General features: G+C 64.6%; 16 protein-coding genes. 13 read left to right on the plus strand and 3 right to left on the minus strand.

The genetic code is table 11. The annotated features are described in order from the left end of the window. The first annotated feature begins 2 nt into the window (after nt 1–2). The 13 genes from GGR30_RS12790 (at nt 3) to GGR30_RS12850 (ending at nt 12,018) form a co-directional block, all read left to right on the plus strand. Nucleotides 3–908 carry an NAD(P)-dependent oxidoreductase gene (locus GGR30_RS12790; RefSeq protein ID WP_183486866.1) on the plus strand — a complete coding sequence of 302 codons (906 nt, stop codon included), beginning with the start codon at nt 3–5 and terminating at the stop codon, nt 906–908. Further along, a complete protein-coding gene (locus GGR30_RS12795; protein WP_183486868.1) occupies nt 905–1,795 on the plus strand; it encodes a branched-chain amino acid ABC transporter permease in 891 nt (296 codons plus the stop codon). The genes GGR30_RS12790 and GGR30_RS12795 overlap by 4 nt, the downstream gene beginning before the upstream one ends. Further along, nucleotides 1,788–2,768, plus strand: coding sequence for an ABC transporter permease subunit (locus tag GGR30_RS12800; protein WP_183486870.1), 981 nt, complete (start codon nt 1,788–1,790; stop codon nt 2,766–2,768). Before GGR30_RS12795 ends, GGR30_RS12800 begins: the two co-directional genes overlap by 8 nt. Beyond that, entirely contained in the window at nt 2,768–3,544 is a 777-nt protein-coding gene (locus GGR30_RS12805; RefSeq protein WP_183486872.1) for an ABC transporter ATP-binding protein, read from the plus strand. Before GGR30_RS12800 ends, GGR30_RS12805 begins: the two co-directional genes overlap by 1 nt. After that, a complete protein-coding gene (locus GGR30_RS12810) occupies nt 3,537–4,271 on the plus strand; it encodes an ABC transporter ATP-binding protein (RefSeq protein WP_183486874.1) in 735 nt (244 codons plus the stop codon). Before GGR30_RS12805 ends, GGR30_RS12810 begins: the two co-directional genes overlap by 8 nt. 11 nt (nt 4,272–4,282) lie before the next feature. After that, nucleotides 4,283–5,089: an N-acyl homoserine lactonase family protein gene (locus tag GGR30_RS12815; protein WP_183486876.1), complete on the plus strand. Its 807-nt coding sequence runs from the start codon at nt 4,283–4,285 to the stop codon at nt 5,087–5,089. A 66-nt stretch (nt 5,090–5,155) separates the two neighbouring features. Further along, nucleotides 5,156–5,791, plus strand: coding sequence for a GntR family transcriptional regulator (locus GGR30_RS12820; protein WP_210288038.1), 636 nt, complete (start codon nt 5,156–5,158; stop codon nt 5,789–5,791). Between the two features lie 57 nt (nt 5,792–5,848). Beyond that, nucleotides 5,849–6,430, plus strand: coding sequence for a cysteine hydrolase family protein (locus GGR30_RS12825; RefSeq protein WP_183486882.1), 582 nt, complete (start codon nt 5,849–5,851; stop codon nt 6,428–6,430). Nucleotides 6,431–6,643: 213 nt separating this feature from the next. Then, nucleotides 6,644–7,858, plus strand: a complete 1,215-nt coding sequence (locus tag GGR30_RS12830) for an FAS1-like dehydratase domain-containing protein (RefSeq protein ID WP_183486884.1) — start codon at nt 6,644–6,646, stop codon at nt 7,856–7,858. Nucleotides 7,859–7,968: 110 nt separating this feature from the next. Continuing rightward, nucleotides 7,969–9,129, plus strand: a complete 1,161-nt coding sequence (locus GGR30_RS12835; protein WP_183486886.1) for a CaiB/BaiF CoA transferase family protein — start codon at nt 7,969–7,971, stop codon at nt 9,127–9,129. Further along, on the plus strand, nt 9,126–10,319 hold the full coding sequence (locus tag GGR30_RS12840) for a CaiB/BaiF CoA transferase family protein (protein WP_183486888.1): 1,194 nt from the start codon (nt 9,126–9,128) through the stop codon (nt 10,317–10,319). The genes GGR30_RS12835 and GGR30_RS12840 overlap by 4 nt, the downstream gene beginning before the upstream one ends. Before the next feature lie 29 nt (nt 10,320–10,348). Next, entirely contained in the window at nt 10,349–11,215 is an 867-nt protein-coding gene (locus GGR30_RS12845) for an HTD2 family dehydratase (protein WP_246413824.1), read from the plus strand. A 5-nt stretch (nt 11,216–11,220) separates the two neighbouring features. After that, nucleotides 11,221–12,018, plus strand: coding sequence for an HpcH/HpaI aldolase/citrate lyase family protein (locus GGR30_RS12850; RefSeq protein ID WP_246413827.1), 798 nt, complete (start codon nt 11,221–11,223; stop codon nt 12,016–12,018). Between the two features lie 63 nt (nt 12,019–12,081). Here the strand turns inward: GGR30_RS12850 and GGR30_RS12855 are convergent, their stop codons facing one another. From GGR30_RS12855 to GGR30_RS12865, 3 genes are read right to left on the minus strand one after another with little or no spacing between them, the layout of a single operon-like run. After that, complete coding sequence (locus GGR30_RS12855) at nt 12,082–13,320, minus strand: CaiB/BaiF CoA transferase family protein (protein ID WP_183486892.1); 1,239 nt, start codon at nt 13,318–13,320, stop codon at nt 12,082–12,084. Further along, on the minus strand, nt 13,307–13,738 hold the full coding sequence (locus GGR30_RS12860) for a hotdog domain-containing protein (protein ID WP_210288039.1): 432 nt from the start codon (nt 13,736–13,738) through the stop codon (nt 13,307–13,309). The genes GGR30_RS12855 and GGR30_RS12860 overlap by 14 nt, the downstream gene beginning before the upstream one ends. Nucleotides 13,739–13,741: 3 nt before the next feature. Beyond that, a complete protein-coding gene (locus GGR30_RS12865) occupies nt 13,742–14,527 on the minus strand; it encodes an IclR family transcriptional regulator (protein WP_183486894.1) in 786 nt (261 codons plus the stop codon). Nucleotides 14,528–14,550 lie beyond the last annotated feature (23 nt).

Raw genomic sequence — 14,550 nt, forward strand, 5'->3', positions numbered from 1 at the left:
TGATGAGCAACAACGAGACGATCGGATTTATCGGGCTTGGCGTCATGGGCGGGCCGATGTGCGCCAATATGGCGCAAAAGCATGGCGGCAAGGTTCTGGCCTTCGACCTTTCCGAGGCGGCGCTTGCGGCGGTGGAAGAGGCTGGCGCCGAGCGGGTCGGCTCGGTCGCGGCGCTGGCCGGTGAGGCCGACGTGATTTTTCTGTCGCTGCCCGGCGGGCCGCAGGTGGAAGCGGTGGCAGGTGAGATCGCGAAGGTTTCCGGCCGGTGCTCGCTGGTCGTCGACCTTTCGACCACGCCGGTGGCGACGGCCCGGAAGGTTGCCGCCAATCTTGCCGGACACGGCATCGATTTTGCCGATGCCCCTGTCGCCCGCACCCGCGAGGCAGCCCGCAAGGGCGCGCTCGCGATCATGGTTGGCGCGTCCGATGCGGTTTACGCGCGTATCCGGTCGATGCTCGACTATATCGCCACCGACGTTACCCATGGCGGCGATGTCGGCGCGGGGCAGGTGCTGAAGCTGGTCAACAACATGCTGGTCTTCGCCAATACGGTGGCGCTGGCGGAAATGATGGTGCTCGGTGAAAAGGCCGGCGTTGCCCCCGATGTGCTGCTGGACGCGGTTTCCAAGGGCTCGGGCGACAGCTTCGTGCTGCGCAATCACGGGCTGAAGGCAATGCTGCCGCGTGAATTTCCGGACAAGGCATTTTCACCGGAATATGTACTGAAGGACATTTCCTACGTGTTCGAACTGGCGGAGCAAGCCGGCGTGGCGCTGCCGTCCGCCGATGCGGCGCGTCGTTACTATGAGGTCGCGACCACGACGGATCTGTCGGGGCGCTATTTCCCCGGGGTGATCGAACTGGTGGAGCGCGGCGTCATGTCGGGCGACACGGGAGAGGAAGCATGAGCGACATTTTCCGCGACCTCTTCCCGCTGCTCTGGTCGGGCATGATCACCGGCTGCCTCTATGCGCTCGGCGCGCTGGGGTTGGTGATGATCTTCAAATCCTCGCGCGTGGTCAATTTCAGCCATGGCAATGTCGCCGGCTTCGCCGCCTTCCTGATCTACGGTTTCTCCAGCGGCGCGCTGATGCAGCTGAGCTGGGGCGCGGCGGTGCTGCTCGCCATCCTGGCGGTCATCGCGATTGCCTGCCTCACCTATGCGGTGATTGCGCCGCTGGTGTTTGAAAGCGATCTCACCGCCACCATCGCGACGCTCGGCATCGGCTTGATCGCGCAGGGCGCGACGCTGCTGATCTTCGGGGCGGATATCGTCAGCCTCGATCTGCCGGTGCCGCGCTTCGGCATGTCGGTGCTCGGGCTGTTCATCACTGGCTATGACCTGACCGTGCTCGCGGTCGCGGTCGTCACCATCGCGCTATTGTTTTTCGTCGTCGACTTCACCAAGCTCGGCGTCGCCTTCCGGGCGATCTCGATCAACCCCTTCGCGGCGGAGGTCTGCGGCCTCAACCTGCGCTCGGTCCACCTGTTTTCCTGGATCGTCGCGGCCGTGCTCGGCGTCGTCGGCGCGCTTCTGATCGTGCCGACCACGTTCCTGAGCGTCACCACGGTCGCCGCCTTCATGCTGCAGGCCTTTGCCGCCGCGGTCATCGGCGGCTTCGCCAGCCTGCCGGGCGCGCTCGTCGGCGGCATTCTGATCGGTGTCCTGATGAACCTTTTTACCTTCTATGTCTCGCCGGAATTTTCCAGCACCTTCCTGCTGGGCGTTATCCTTCTGGCGCTGAACATCTTCCCGAACGGCATTCTCGCCCGGGTGGGAGGCAGCCGTGTCTGATCATCCCGCAAGTCTGCAGAACGACCGTATCCTGCCGGCCCGGCTCGCATTGCGAAGCGACATGCTGAACCTCGCGCTTCTCGCGGTGCTGCTGGTTCTGCCCTTCCTGCTCGGTGGGTCCTGGACTTTCGCGCTGGGCCTCTGCTTTGCCAATGCCATCGGCGTGCTGTCGGTGTCCGTGCTGGTGCGCTATGGCGGCGAGGTTTCGATCGGCCATACCTTTTTCGCGGCGGTGGGCGCCTATTCGGTTGCGGTGCTCGACACGCGCTACGGTCTTTCTGTGATCTTCAGCCTGCCGCTGGCGCTGGCGCTCGGCGTCGTCAGCGGCATCGCCTTTGCCTGGCCCTCGCGCAAGCTCTCGGGCATCTACCTCGCGGTCTCGACCATGGCGCTGGCGCTTGCCGTGCCGGAACTGATCAACAATATGGACGGGCTGACCGGCGGCTATGAGGGGCTCTATGTGGCGACCCCGGTCATCCCCGGCATGCCGATGGGATTGCAGCGTTATTATGTGGCCCTTCTGGTGCTTGCGGTCGCCGTCTATGGCGTGTCGCGGTTGCGCCATTCGCGGCAGGGGCTGGTCCTGTTGCTGTCGAAATCGCACCCGGCTGCCGCCGATGCCTTTGGCACGCGCCAGGTCTGGGCGCGGGTCGCCGTCATGGGCATCAGCGGCGGGATTGCGGCGCTGTGCGGCGCCATGCTCGGCTTTGCCGGATCGACCGTCAGCCCCAGCGGCTTCACCTTCTGGTCGGCGATCTTCCTGCTGGTCGGCTCCGTCGTCAGTTTCTACGGCCTCAGCCTGTGGCGGGCCCTGCTCGGCGGCGCGTTTCTGACGCTGGTGCCGCAATTGCTGTCCTCCTCGGGCGCGTGGATACCGGTGTTCTACGGCGTCGCCCTGCTCGCGATGATCCTTGCCGGCCATTACCTGCCGCGCCTTCGCGCGCTTGCGGCCAAGACAAAGGGAGACGACTGATGGACGCGATGGCAAAGGCGCTTCGCGGCGACGGCATTTCCTTGTCCTTCGGCGGCATCACCGTTCTGAAGGACCTTGATGTCGAATTCCGCGCCGGCGAAATCACCGGACTGATTGGTCCCAATGGCGCGGGAAAGACCAGCCTGTTCAACTGCATGACCGGCGCCTACCGGCCCCAGGGCGGCGCGATCACCTATGCCGGCGAGAGCCTCGATGGCCTGCCGCCGGCAGCGCGCGCCGGCAAGGGCATCGTGCGCAGCTTTCAGCATGTGGCGCTGAGCCCCGATCTCACCGTGCTGGAAAACGTGATGATCGGCGTTGCCCGCAATTATCACGCCGGCTGGGCCCATGCCTTCCTACCGACAGCGCGCGGGCGCAACGAAATGGCAGCGATGCGCGAGGCCGCGATGGCGGCACTCGCCGAGCTCGGTCTGGCCCAGGCGGTGGACAAGATGCCGTCGCAACTGCCGCCCGGCATGCTGCGCCTCGTCGAGATTGCCCGCGCGATCGTCGGCAAGCCGGATGTGCTTTTGCTGGACGAGCCGGCGGCGGGCCTGAACAATTCGGAGACCCGCGACCTGATGCGCAGCCTCAGGCGGCTGGTCTCGCCCGATCTCGTCATGGTCGTGGTGGAGCACGACATGGACCTCGTCATGTCGATCTGCGACCGCATCTACGTGATGAATTTCGGCGCGCTCGTCACCTGCGGCGCGCCGGCCGATGTGCGCAGGAACGAGGATGTGATCCGTATCTATCTGGGGAGCGACGATGACTGATCTTCTGACCATATCGGATCTCTCCGTCTTCTACGGCGCAAGTGCGCAGGCGGTGGACAGCGTCTCGTTTTCCGTGCCGACCGGTTCGGTCGTCGCGCTTTTGGGCGCCAACGGCGCGGGCAAGACCTCGATCATGAAGGCGATCGCCGGACTGATCCCTTCGGAAGGGCGCCAGGTCTTCAAGGGCGAGGATGTCTCGGGGCTTGCCGCACGCGAAAGGGTGAAGCGTGGCATTGTCTATGTGCCGGAAGGACGCGAAATCGTCGGCGACATGACGGTGCGCGAAAACCTGACCCTGGGCGGCTATCACCTCGGCGGCAGGGAACGGAAAACGCGTGCGGAGATGGTGCTGGACCTGTTTCCCGAAATCGCCAACAAGGCCGACCGGCACGCATGGCGGCTTTCCGGCGGCGAACAGCAGATGCTGGCGATCGGTCGCGGGCTGATGGCTAAGCCAAAGTTGTTGCTGCTCGACGAGCCTTCGCTCGGGCTTGCGCCGATGCTGGTCAGGCGGGTGTTCGACCGGCTGGGCGCGTTTCGCAGCGAAAGCGACCTGGCGATCGTGCTGGTCGAGCAGAACCTGGCGATGACGATGCGGATCTGTGACGAGCTGCATTTCCTGCGCGGCGGACAGCTTGTCGGCCACCGCACGGCCGAGGAATTGAGCGACAGCGCCGCCCGCCAGGAGGCGATCGATGCCTATCTTGGCGCCGCATCGGCAGCGTGAGGGGGGCGGCGATGAGCGAGACCATCTGGAAGATCTACGGCATCCGCCACGCGATCAACCCGACGCGGACGCGCGGGCAGAACTTCATCCTCGAAAGCGATCCGGAGGACAGCCTGCCGCTCGATTTCTATTCCTGGCTGCTGGTGAGCGATGACCGGGTCATCGTCGTGGATACCGGCATGGATCCGGCCAAGGCGGAAAAGCACGGCCATACCCATGTGCTGAGCCCGGTCGACGCGCTTTCAAGGCTGGGCGTTTCGGCGCGTGATGCTGACACGGTCATTCTGACCCATGCGCATTATGATCATCTCGGTTTTCTCGATGCGTTCGAGAAGGCGCATTTCTTCATGCAGGCCGAGGAAATGGCCTACGTCACCGGCCCGTGGATGGAGAAATGGTGGTTTCGCCGGGCCTATGAGCCGGACGAGATCAACCGGCTGGTCAACCTGCTGCATGGCGGCCGGCTGACCCTGCACGGGCGTGAAAGCGAGATTGCCGACGGCGTGACGGTGCACTGGGTCGGCGGCCATTGCGCAGGCCAGGAAATCGTGCGGGTACGGACCGCACGCGGCCATGTGGTTCTCGCCTCCGATGCGCTCCATTACTACGAGGAATATGAGCGCGGCGTGCCCTTTGCCGTGGTGTTCAACTCCTCCGACATGATTGCCGCGCACGACACCATCCGCGCCCTTGCCGACAGCGATGATCATGTTCTGCCGGCGCATGATCCGCGCTTGGCCGAGATTTACCCCCGGCATGACGGTGAAGAGCATATTCTTCGCCTCGATGCCGCACCAAAAGCTTGGAGCAATCCGTGAAATATTGCATTATCCCGGTGGAGCACTGGTATAGTGGTTCGCGAAATTTCATGGAAGGTCAATACGTTGAAGCATCAGACCAAGGAAGAGCAAGTCGCGGATTACCTCAGAGAAGGCATTATTTCGGGCAAGTTTCCGCGCGGGTCGAAGCTGAAACAGGCCGAAATCGCCGAGAGCATCGGCATGAGCATCACGCCGGTGCGCGAGGCGCTGAAGCTGCTCGCGGCGGAAGGTTTCATTCTGGGAACATCGCATCGCGGCGCGACGGTCGCGCCTTTCGATATCAATGCGACGGAAGAGATCGTCGATCTGCGCGTGACGCTGGAATCGAAACTGGCGCTGCGCGGCATGGAGCGGCTGACCTCGCAGCAGGTCGACGAGCTGCGCGATCTGCAGGCGCAGCTGGAGGCGGCTGCCGCGCGCGACGACAAGGACGCGGTGCGCTCCATCAATTACCGCTTTCACGAAGTGCTTTATCTCGCGGCCGGTCTGCCGCAGACGCTGCGTTTCGTCCGGGCGCTGTGGGCGCGCTACCCCTTCGACCTGATCAACAGGCTGGAAAACCGGATCGACCGCGCTTCCAAGGAGCATCGCGAGATGCTGGGCGCAATCCTGTCGCGCGACGAGGGGGCGATGCTGTCGGCATTGCGCAGCCACATTCGCGCCGGCTGGGACGAGTTCAAGGCCAGCTACACCGGCTAGGGCATCCTTCTGCCTGTTCCGGCCGGTTCGCCGAAACATTGCAGAGAGGAGACCCGAATGCCTGCAGATAGCATCCTGCTTGTCATGGACATGCTCAACGACCTCGTTCATCCCCACGGGATGGGCGCAAAGACCTATGTTCCGCAGTGCCAGGAACGGGGCGTCTATACCAATACGGAGCTTGCCATCCGCCGGGCGCGCGCAGCCGGGGTTATGGTTGGCTATGTCCGCGTCGGCTTTTCGCCCAGCTATGCGGAATGCCCGCCCACATCTCCGGTTTTCGCCAAGGCGCGCGATGCCGGGGTCTTCCAACTTGGAAGCTGGGGCACGGAAGTCTATTCGGACTTCGCGCCGCAGGAGGGCGATCCGGATATCATCAAGCACAGGGTCAGTCCGTTCTACGCGACCAAGCTGGAGCCGCTGCTGCGTGCCCAGAGCATCAAACGGCTGATCCTCTGCGGCGTTTCCACCAATGGCGTGGTCTCCGCCGCCGTGCGCGAGGGGCACGACCGCGATTATGCCTGCGTGGTGCTGGAGGACTGCTGCGCCGGCGCGAACGCGGAGGAGCATGATTTCGCGCTCGCCGGCCTGCGCCGCTATGCCGAGATCACGACGGCCTCGGACGTCTCGTTCTCATAGAATGCATTTTATGGAGAGAGAATCCGGAAAATCGTGCCGGATTTCACTCCAATGCTTCGTTTTTCAAATGAATTTGCCGATAAAAATGCATTATTTTCTGAAAAATGATTGACCAGAGAAAATAAAATGCATTAACTGGCCATCAGAAACGAAGTTTGAAGTTGGCGCGGGGAGCGTCGGCTGAGCGTCTTGAGAGGAGACTGACACGTGACCATGGGCGACACCAAAGAGCAGACCAAGAAAGCCGTCGGCGGCGCGCCGGCCGAAGGACTGATCACGGACGAGGCAGTTGCGGCCGCCCGCAACATGATCGGCCTGCAGCTTCGCCCGGAAGGGCCCTATCTGCAGGACGCCACCACGGATACGCTGCGCAACTGGTGCAACGGCATCGGCGATCTGAACGCGCTCTATCGCGAACAGGAATATGGCCGCAATTCGCGTTACGGCGGCCAGGTGGGCCATCCGATGTTCCCCATGGCCTTTGGCTGGGTCGGACGCACCCGCTGGGGCCTGCCGGGCGTGCACGGCTTCTACGCCGGTAATGACTGGGAACTGTTCCGCCATATCCGTCCCGGCGATCGCATCAGCGCGATCGAGCGCGTTGTCGGCGTCGAGGAGAAGCAGAGCAAGTTCTCCGGCCGCCTGGTGCTGCAATATGTCGAGGCGAGCTATTCCAATCAGCGCGGCGAGCTTGTCGCCCGCGCGCTTGGCACCTGCACCCGCCACGAGCGCAAGGCCGCCCGCGATGCCGGCAAGTACAAGGACATCAAGACCCACGAATATACGGCTGACGAATATGAGGCGCTCGACGACGCGATCATGCGCGAGCCGGAACGCATTCGCGGCGCCAATGTACGCTACTTCGAGGATGTGACGGAAGGCGAGAGCCTCGACCCGATCGTGCGCGGCCCGCTGTCGCTGATGGATACGATGGGCTTCCTCGTCGGCTGCGGCCGCGGCCACACCCATGGCGTCGTGTTCCAGGCGGCGATGAAGCATCCGGGCCACTTCTTCCGCAATCCGGAAGCCGGTGGCGGCATTGAATATACCGGCATCGGCCACCACCGCGAAAGCACGGCCAAGGAGGTCGGCGTGCCCGGCGTCTATGATTACGGTCCGCAGCGGTCTTCGTGGATGGCCTCGCTGGTGACCAACTGGATGGGCGACGCCGCCTTCCTCAAGCGGGTCCGCACCGAAATGCGCCGTTTCAACACCATGGGCGACAGCACCTGGTGCAAGGGCAAGGTCTCGCGCAAATACGTCAAGGACGGTCACGCGCTCGTCGACCTGGAGATCTGGGGCGAGAACCAGCGCGGCGAAGTCACCACGCCGGGCGTGGCGACCGTGATCCTGCCGAGCCGCGATCCCGAGCTCAGGGTGTTCTTCGACGGTTCGGCGCTCGATCTCGAGCTCCCCGTCGTACGCTGACGATGAAGCGCTCCCGCCGGGCCCGAAGAATGAGGCCCGGCGGAGCACGATCGCAATGCCGGCGCGTCCCGCAACGGGAGCGCTCCGGGACTTGAGGAGGAGGTCCCGCCATGCAACAGGACACGCCGCTCAGCGGCATCAGGATTGTCGAGCACGCCAGCGGCGTCGCCGGAGCCTGGGCCGGACGCCTGCTTGCCGCCATGGGGGCGGAGGTGATCATGGTCGAGCCCCCCGGGCTCTGCCCCTTGCGCAAGCGCGCGTCGCTTTTCGAAAACGGCAGCAGCGCGCTTTTCGCCTATGTCGCGGCCGACAAGCGCAGCGTGGTTCTGGATCTTGCAACAACGGAAGGCCGGGGCGAGCTGGATGCCCTGCTTGCGGGCGCTGCCATCCTGATCGACGACACGCCGCTTGGCGAGCGCGAGGCGCTCGGCCTCGATGAGGCCGCCATCGCCGCCCGTCACCCGGATCTTGTGCATCTTTCCGTGCTGCCTTTCGGCGCGACGGGCCCGAAGGCGGACTGGAAGGGCGAGGAAATCAATCTCATTCATGCCGGCGGCGAGGGCTATCTTCTGCCCAATGGGCTTTCGGCAACGCTGTTCCCGGACCGACCGCCGCTCAAGATCGCCGGCCACTTCGCCGAGATGCAGGGCGGCGTCGCCGCAGCGCTTGCCGGCCTTGCCGCGCTCTGGTCGGGCGAGGGGCAATTCGTCGACGTCTCGGTTCAGGACGCCAATCTCGCCGTCGGCGCCTTTGCGCTTCAGCGTTACGGCGACGGTTCGATCGAGCATCGGCTGACGCGTTCCTTCCGCTATGGCGGCGTGATCGAATGTCGCGACGGCTATGTCGAGCTGCTGACGCTGGAAGAGCGGCAGTGGCGCGGGCTTGTCGAACTCATGGGCCACCCTGAATGGGCCGCCGATGACGCCTTCAACGACGCCGTCGAACGCAGTGCGCGGGGCGAGATGATCAACCGCGAAATCCACGCCTTCGCGCGCGCCCATGATGTCGGGGACATCGTGGCGCGGGCGCAGAAGCTCGGCGTGCCGATGGCGCGCTACAATGCGCCCGAACAGGTGCTTGCCGGCGCGCATGAGACCGCGCGCGGCATCTTCCAGAACCAGGAATGGCCGGGCGTCGGTGCATTCTCGGTGCAGACAGCGCCGTTCCGTTTCGGCGCAGAGGCGCCGCGGCTCGTAGCGCCAGCGCCTCAGCCGGGCGCCGATCAGGCGCTTGTCTCCTCGGCAACGGAAAAACGGAGGGCTTCGGCATGAAACCGCTTGCCGGCATCAGGATCGCCGATTTCACCGTTCATGCAGCAGGTCCCTTCTGCACGCATATGCTGTCGCAGCTCGGCGCCGAATGCATCAAGATCGAGACCGCGCTTCGGCCCGATATCTTTCGCAAATCCCATGCGGTCTACGGCCGCGCGGGACCGGCGACCTTCGACCAGGTGGCCTCCAACAAATTGTCGGTGCGGCTGAACCTCAAGCATCCCGAGGGCGTGGCGCTGGCCAAGCGGCTGGTTGCAAGCTCCGACCTGGCCGCCGAAAGCTTCCGCGCCGGGGTGATGGAGCGGCTGGGGCTCGGCTATGAGGCGCTGAAGGCGGTCAGACCCGATATCGTCATGGTCTCCGTCTCGTCATCAGGCCAGTCCGGTCCCGACAGCCATTTTGCCGGCTATGCGCCGCTGTTCGGCGCCTGGGGCGGGCTTGGGCATTTGACCGGCTACGAGGACGGTCCCCCGGTGGAAATGCGCCATGTCATGGATCATTCGGTTGGCATGAACGCAGCGCTTGCCGCCGTTGCCGCCCTGACGCGGCGCAGGCGAACGGGCGAAGGCTGCCATGTGGATATCGCCGCGCGCGAGGTTGCTTCGTCGCTCGCCGGCGACGCGATCACGGCGGCGTCGGCCGGCGTGCCCCAGCATCGCAGGGGCAATGCCGACCCGCAATTCGCTCCGCACGGGCTTTATGCCACGCGCGAGGAAGACCGCTGGCTCTCCATCGCCGTCACCTCGGATGCCGAATGGGCAGCGCTTGCCGGCATCATCGGTCATCCGGAGCTTGCGGGGGATTCCCGTTTCGCAACCGCTGCGGCGCGCATCGAAGCGCGCGCGGCGCTGGACGCGATCATCGCCGCATGGGCGGCGGGCGTGGAGGCCGAAGCGGCGGCACGCGACCTTCAGACAAAGGGCATTGCCGCGCATGTTTCCTGGCGCGCCGCCGATATCGCCGCCGATCCTCATATGCGCGGCCGCGGCAGCGTGGTGGAGGTGACCGAGACCGACGGGAGCAAGCGCATGGCGGCCGGCTTTCCCGCACGGTTCTCGGCAAGCGATGCGCCGGGCATGACGCGCGGCACGCCGGGTCTCGGCGAACATGAGGAATATGTTTACGGCGCGCTTCTGGGGCTTGGCCGCAAGGAACGCGCCCGGCTCGTGGAAGAGCAGGTCATCTACTGATCGCGACGCTGATTTGAGGGAGAGAGAGTTTGACAGTTGAAGCCGCAATGCGCGAGGCAGGTCCCGAAAGCGCCATCGGGCGCCGTGAGAGCAAAACCGAGACGATCCTGGCAGAACGGGTTGCAGCGCTCGTTGAGACGCTGGAACTGCCGGACATGCCGGTTGCAGGCCAGGCCTTGCCGGCGGGGTTTCACTGGCTGTTCTTCAACCCCTTCGTCCGTCGTTCCAGTCTCGGCGTCGATGGTCATCCGAAGACCGGCGGCTTCCTGCCCGATACCGGCCTGCCGCGTCGCATGTGGGCCGGCGGCCGCATCTCCTATCACGCGCCGCTTGCCGTCGGCGCGGTCGCCGAGAAGGAGAGCGAAATCCTCGATGTCGTCGAAAAGAACGGTCGCGCCGGACGCCTTGTCTTCGTCACCGTCCGCCACCGGATTTCAAGTGGCGGGACGCTTTGCATCGAGGAGGAACAGGACATCGTCTATCGCGAGCCGCCGGCGGCCGATGCGCCGAAGCCGGTTCCGGCCGCAGCCCCCGACGGGGCGGCCTGGACCAGGGAGGTCAAGCCTGATCCCGTCCTGCTGTTCCGTTATTCGGCGCTGACCTATAACGGCCATCGCATCCATTACGACCGACCCTATGCCACGCAAGAGGAGGGCTATCTGGGCCTCGTCGTCCACGGGCCGCTGGTCGCCACGCTGCTGCAGGATTTCGCCCATCGCTGCCGGCCGGAGGAAAGGCTGACGCGGTTCGAATTTCGCGGCATGGCGCCGCTCTTCGTCGATGACAGCTTTGCGCTGGAAGCAGCGGAAGGCGAGACGCCGGACCGCCTTTCGCTCTGGGCCAGGGGCCCTAACGGCGAACTGGCGATGAAGGCCGAAGCGGTGTTCGGGGGGTGATGTCGATGACCATCCCACGAAGCTATCTGTTCGTGCCGGGAAGCCGCCCCGACCGTTTCGCAAAGGCCGCGGCCGCCGGGGCAGGTGCGGTGATCTTCGATCTCGAGGATGCCGTCGGTCACGAGGACAAGGATGCCGCCCGTGCCCATGTCGCGCAATGGTTCGCCGAGGGCGGCGATGGCCTTGTGCGCATCAACGGGATCGATACGCCCTGGCATGACGACGATATCGCGGCGCTGCGCGATATTGCGGCAGAGATCATGGTTCCCAAGGCCGCGCCGGCGGCGATGGCGGATGTTGCGGCACGGCTTCCCGGGCGCCAGCTGCTGGCGCTGGTGGAAACCGTTGCTGGTTTTGCCGCGCTGCGCGACACGGTCAATACGCCAGGCCTGATGCGACTTGCCTTCGGCAATCTCGATTTCAGTGCCGATGCGCGCATTCCCGAGGGCGGCCACGGGCTGGATCACGCCCGTTTCGAGCTTGTGCTTGCCTCGCGGCTCGGTGGCCTCCTGCCGCCGATCGACGGCGTCACCACGGCGCTTGCCGATCCGGAGGCGATCGCGCGCGACGTGCGCCATGCCCGGTCGATGGGCTTCGGCGCCAAACTGTGCATCCATCCGGCTCAGGTCGCGCCTGTCAATGAGGGCTTCGCGCCGAGCAACGAGGAAGTCGTCTGGGCGCGCCGGGTGATCGCGGCGCTTGAGGGCGCGAAGGGCGCGGCCGTGCAACTCGACGGCAAGATGATCGACCGCCCGCTGATCGATCACGCACGGCACATCCTTCAGGGCATCGATCCGGCATAGGAGCGGACGGCCGCTTGCGAATTCATCGGTTGCGGCAGGACCCGCAACTCAGTGCGGTTTTCCTCAACCATCCTGTGTACAGCTTCCCATGCGTGCGCCTATGGCGGAGCGCGCAAGCAACTCCTCGCACTCCTCTCTGGAATAGCCGAGTTCTTCCATCAGCACGGCTTGCGTGTCTTCGCCAAGCCGTGAGGGCGCGAAGGCATTGCTGGCCGGCTTGCCGTCAAACAGGATCGGCCCGCGCACCATTTTCAACTCGCCGATCTCGGGATGTCGGACCGTCTCGACCAGACCATGCGCCTTCACATGGTCCTGTTCCAGCGCTTCGCCGATCGAGAGGATCGGCGCATTGGGCACGTCGAAGGTCGACAGTCTCTCCAGCCAGTAGGCCGTGTCGTCCCGGATCATGCGTTCATTGATGATCGGCTCCAGCAGATCACGGTTTTCAAGCCGTGCCTGATAGAGGGAAAACCGGGGGTCGTCGATCAGATCCTCGCGTCCGAGACACCTGGCGAAATTGTGCCAGAAGCGCTCGGTCAGGCAGGCGACGATGACATAGCCGTCCGATGTCGGGAACGAGCCGTAGGGCACGATGCTCTGGTGTTTCGTGCCGACCGGTTTCGGGCTCTCGCCGGTCAGGAAATAGATCTGCGAAAGATAGCCCTGCATGGCGATCAGGCTGTCGAGCATGGCCACTTCCACATGCCGCCCGTGTCCCGTCACGTCGCGCTCATGCAAGGCGGCGAGAATGCCGAACACGGAGAAGATGCTGCCCGCCATGTCGCCAAGCGGCAGGCCGAGCTTGTTGGGCGGCTGGCCGGGCTCGCGGTTGACGCTCATCACGCCCGAAAGCGCCTGGGCAACGATGTCGAAGGCCGGGCGGTCGCGGTGCGGACTGTTGGCGCCGAAGCCCGAGATCGAGCAGTAGATCAGGCCCGGATTTTCCGCCTTCAACGCCTCATGGCCGAGCCCGAGGCGATCCATGACGCCCGGCCGGAAGTTTTCCAGAACGATATCGCTTCTGGCGGCAAGTTCGCGGGCGACCTTGACGCCCTCGGGCTTTTTCAGGTCGAGAGCGACGCTCTTCTTGGAGCGGTTGAGCGCGATGTAATAGTGGCTCATGCCGTCCCTGAAGGGCGGAAAGCCGCGCGTTTCATCGCCCTTTTCGATCGGCTCGACCTTGATGACCTCGGCGCCGAGATCGGCCAGCACCATGGATGCGTAGGGGCCGGAGAGGATGCGCGAGAAATCGAGAACCCTGATGCCCGAAAGAGGGCCCTTGCTTTCGCTATTGTCTGTCATCCGGCCCTCCCTTTCGTGCAATCTTCATCACGGCGGTTGCCAGCGCGACGGTGCGTTCCCCCTCGCACACTTCCGCGTCGAGGAAGACCAGCGAACCGGCGACATGCCGCACATTCGCTTTTGCCTCAAGGCGCGCACCGGGTTTCGCGCTGGCGGCAAAACGCGTGTCGATCTGAACCGTCACCACCGGCGCCCTGCCTGCGGCGTGCCAGGCGACGAGCGCGATGGCCTGATCGACGAGCCCCGTGATCACGCCGCCATGCACCAGGCCGAGCGCGTTGGCGTGCGCCTCGCCGGTTTCAAGCGCATAGGTGAAGCCGCCGTCCTGCCGCCGCCTTGCATGAAGCGGCCCGATGCCGGCCATGAACCCGCCTGCCTTCAGGGGCTTCCAGCCTTCCTCCTCCCGAATTTCCGTCACGTCTCAACTCCCTGTCGAAATTTCCATCTGCTCTATCTCGCCGCGCACGGCCTTCAGCGCCTCGGCGAGTTTCGGCACATCCTCCTTCTCGAGGCGTTCGGTGATGCCGATCGCGACCAGCGAGCGGATCATCTGGCCCTTGGCATTGAAGATCGGCACGGCGACCACGGTGACCCCGGAAATGTAGATGCCGCGATCGACGGCATAGCCGCGCGTCCGGGCCTCGCCGATCTCGGCAAGCCAGTCCTCGAATGTCGGCGGGTGATCCCAGATCAGCTTCTCGAACCTTTTCCGCAGCGCATCCTCGTCGAGCGCGCTGAAGGCCGCGAACAGCCGGCCTGTGGCCGAGATCAGGACCGGAAAGCGCGAACCGAGGTCGACCTGCAGGCGAAAGGGCAGGGTCGACTGCGAGAGCGCGACCACCACCATCTGCCCCGGCTCGGCGAGCTGGGTCGCAATCGCGGTGACGCCGAAGCGCGTCGACAGGGCAGAAAGATGCGGCTGCACAAGCGTGGAGAAGGTGTTCTTCTGCAGCGCCGCGCGGGCAAGCGGCAGGATGCCGATGCCGATCGAATAACGCTTGGTCTGCGTGTCGAACTCGACCAGCCCCTCATCCTGCAGGACGCGCAGGATGTGCAGGCAGGTGCTGGGAATAAGGCCCAGTTCGCGGGCGATCGGGTTCACGCCGGCCGGCTCGCTGCTGCGCGCCAGAAACCGCAATATCGCCACCGCTCGGGTGACGGCGGGCACCTGCCGCTTGTTCGTCTGACCGCTCTCGTCCTCAGCCATTTCATCCCTCCCGAATGTCCATT

This window comes from Martelella radicis, from assembly GCF_014196625.1.
Classification (GTDB): domain Bacteria; phylum Pseudomonadota; class Alphaproteobacteria; order Rhizobiales; family Rhizobiaceae; genus Martelella; species Martelella radicis.

Excerpts from the sequence above, each read along its gene's own strand:
- GGR30_RS12790 (WP_183486866.1), top strand. The coding sequence starts at position 3 with ATGAGCAACAACGAGACGATCGGATTTATCGGGCTTGGCGTCATGGGC.
- GGR30_RS12840 (WP_183486888.1), top strand. The coding sequence starts at position 9,126 with ATGAAACCGCTTGCCGGCATCAGGATCGCCGATTTCACCGTTCATGCA.
- GGR30_RS12850 (WP_246413827.1), top strand. The coding sequence starts at position 11,221 with ATGACCATCCCACGAAGCTATCTGTTCGTGCCGGGAAGCCGCCCCGAC.
- GGR30_RS12795 (WP_183486868.1), top strand. The coding sequence starts at position 905 with ATGAGCGACATTTTCCGCGACCTCTTCCCGCTGCTCTGGTCGGGCATG.
- GGR30_RS12835 (WP_183486886.1), top strand. The coding sequence starts at position 7,969 with ATGCAACAGGACACGCCGCTCAGCGGCATCAGGATTGTCGAGCACGCC.
- GGR30_RS12865 (WP_183486894.1), bottom strand. The coding sequence starts at position 14,527 with ATGGCTGAGGACGAGAGCGGTCAGACGAACAAGCGGCAGGTGCCCGCC.
- GGR30_RS12855 (WP_183486892.1), bottom strand. The coding sequence starts at position 13,320 with ATGACAGACAATAGCGAAAGCAAGGGCCCTCTTTCGGGCATCAGGGTT.
- GGR30_RS12815 (WP_183486876.1), top strand. The coding sequence starts at position 4,283 with ATGAGCGAGACCATCTGGAAGATCTACGGCATCCGCCACGCGATCAAC.
- GGR30_RS12825 (WP_183486882.1), top strand. The coding sequence starts at position 5,849 with ATGCCTGCAGATAGCATCCTGCTTGTCATGGACATGCTCAACGACCTC.
- GGR30_RS12810 (WP_183486874.1), top strand. The coding sequence starts at position 3,537 with ATGACTGATCTTCTGACCATATCGGATCTCTCCGTCTTCTACGGCGCA.
- GGR30_RS12830 (WP_183486884.1), top strand. The coding sequence starts at position 6,644 with ATGGGCGACACCAAAGAGCAGACCAAGAAAGCCGTCGGCGGCGCGCCG.
- GGR30_RS12805 (WP_183486872.1), top strand. The coding sequence starts at position 2,768 with ATGGACGCGATGGCAAAGGCGCTTCGCGGCGACGGCATTTCCTTGTCC.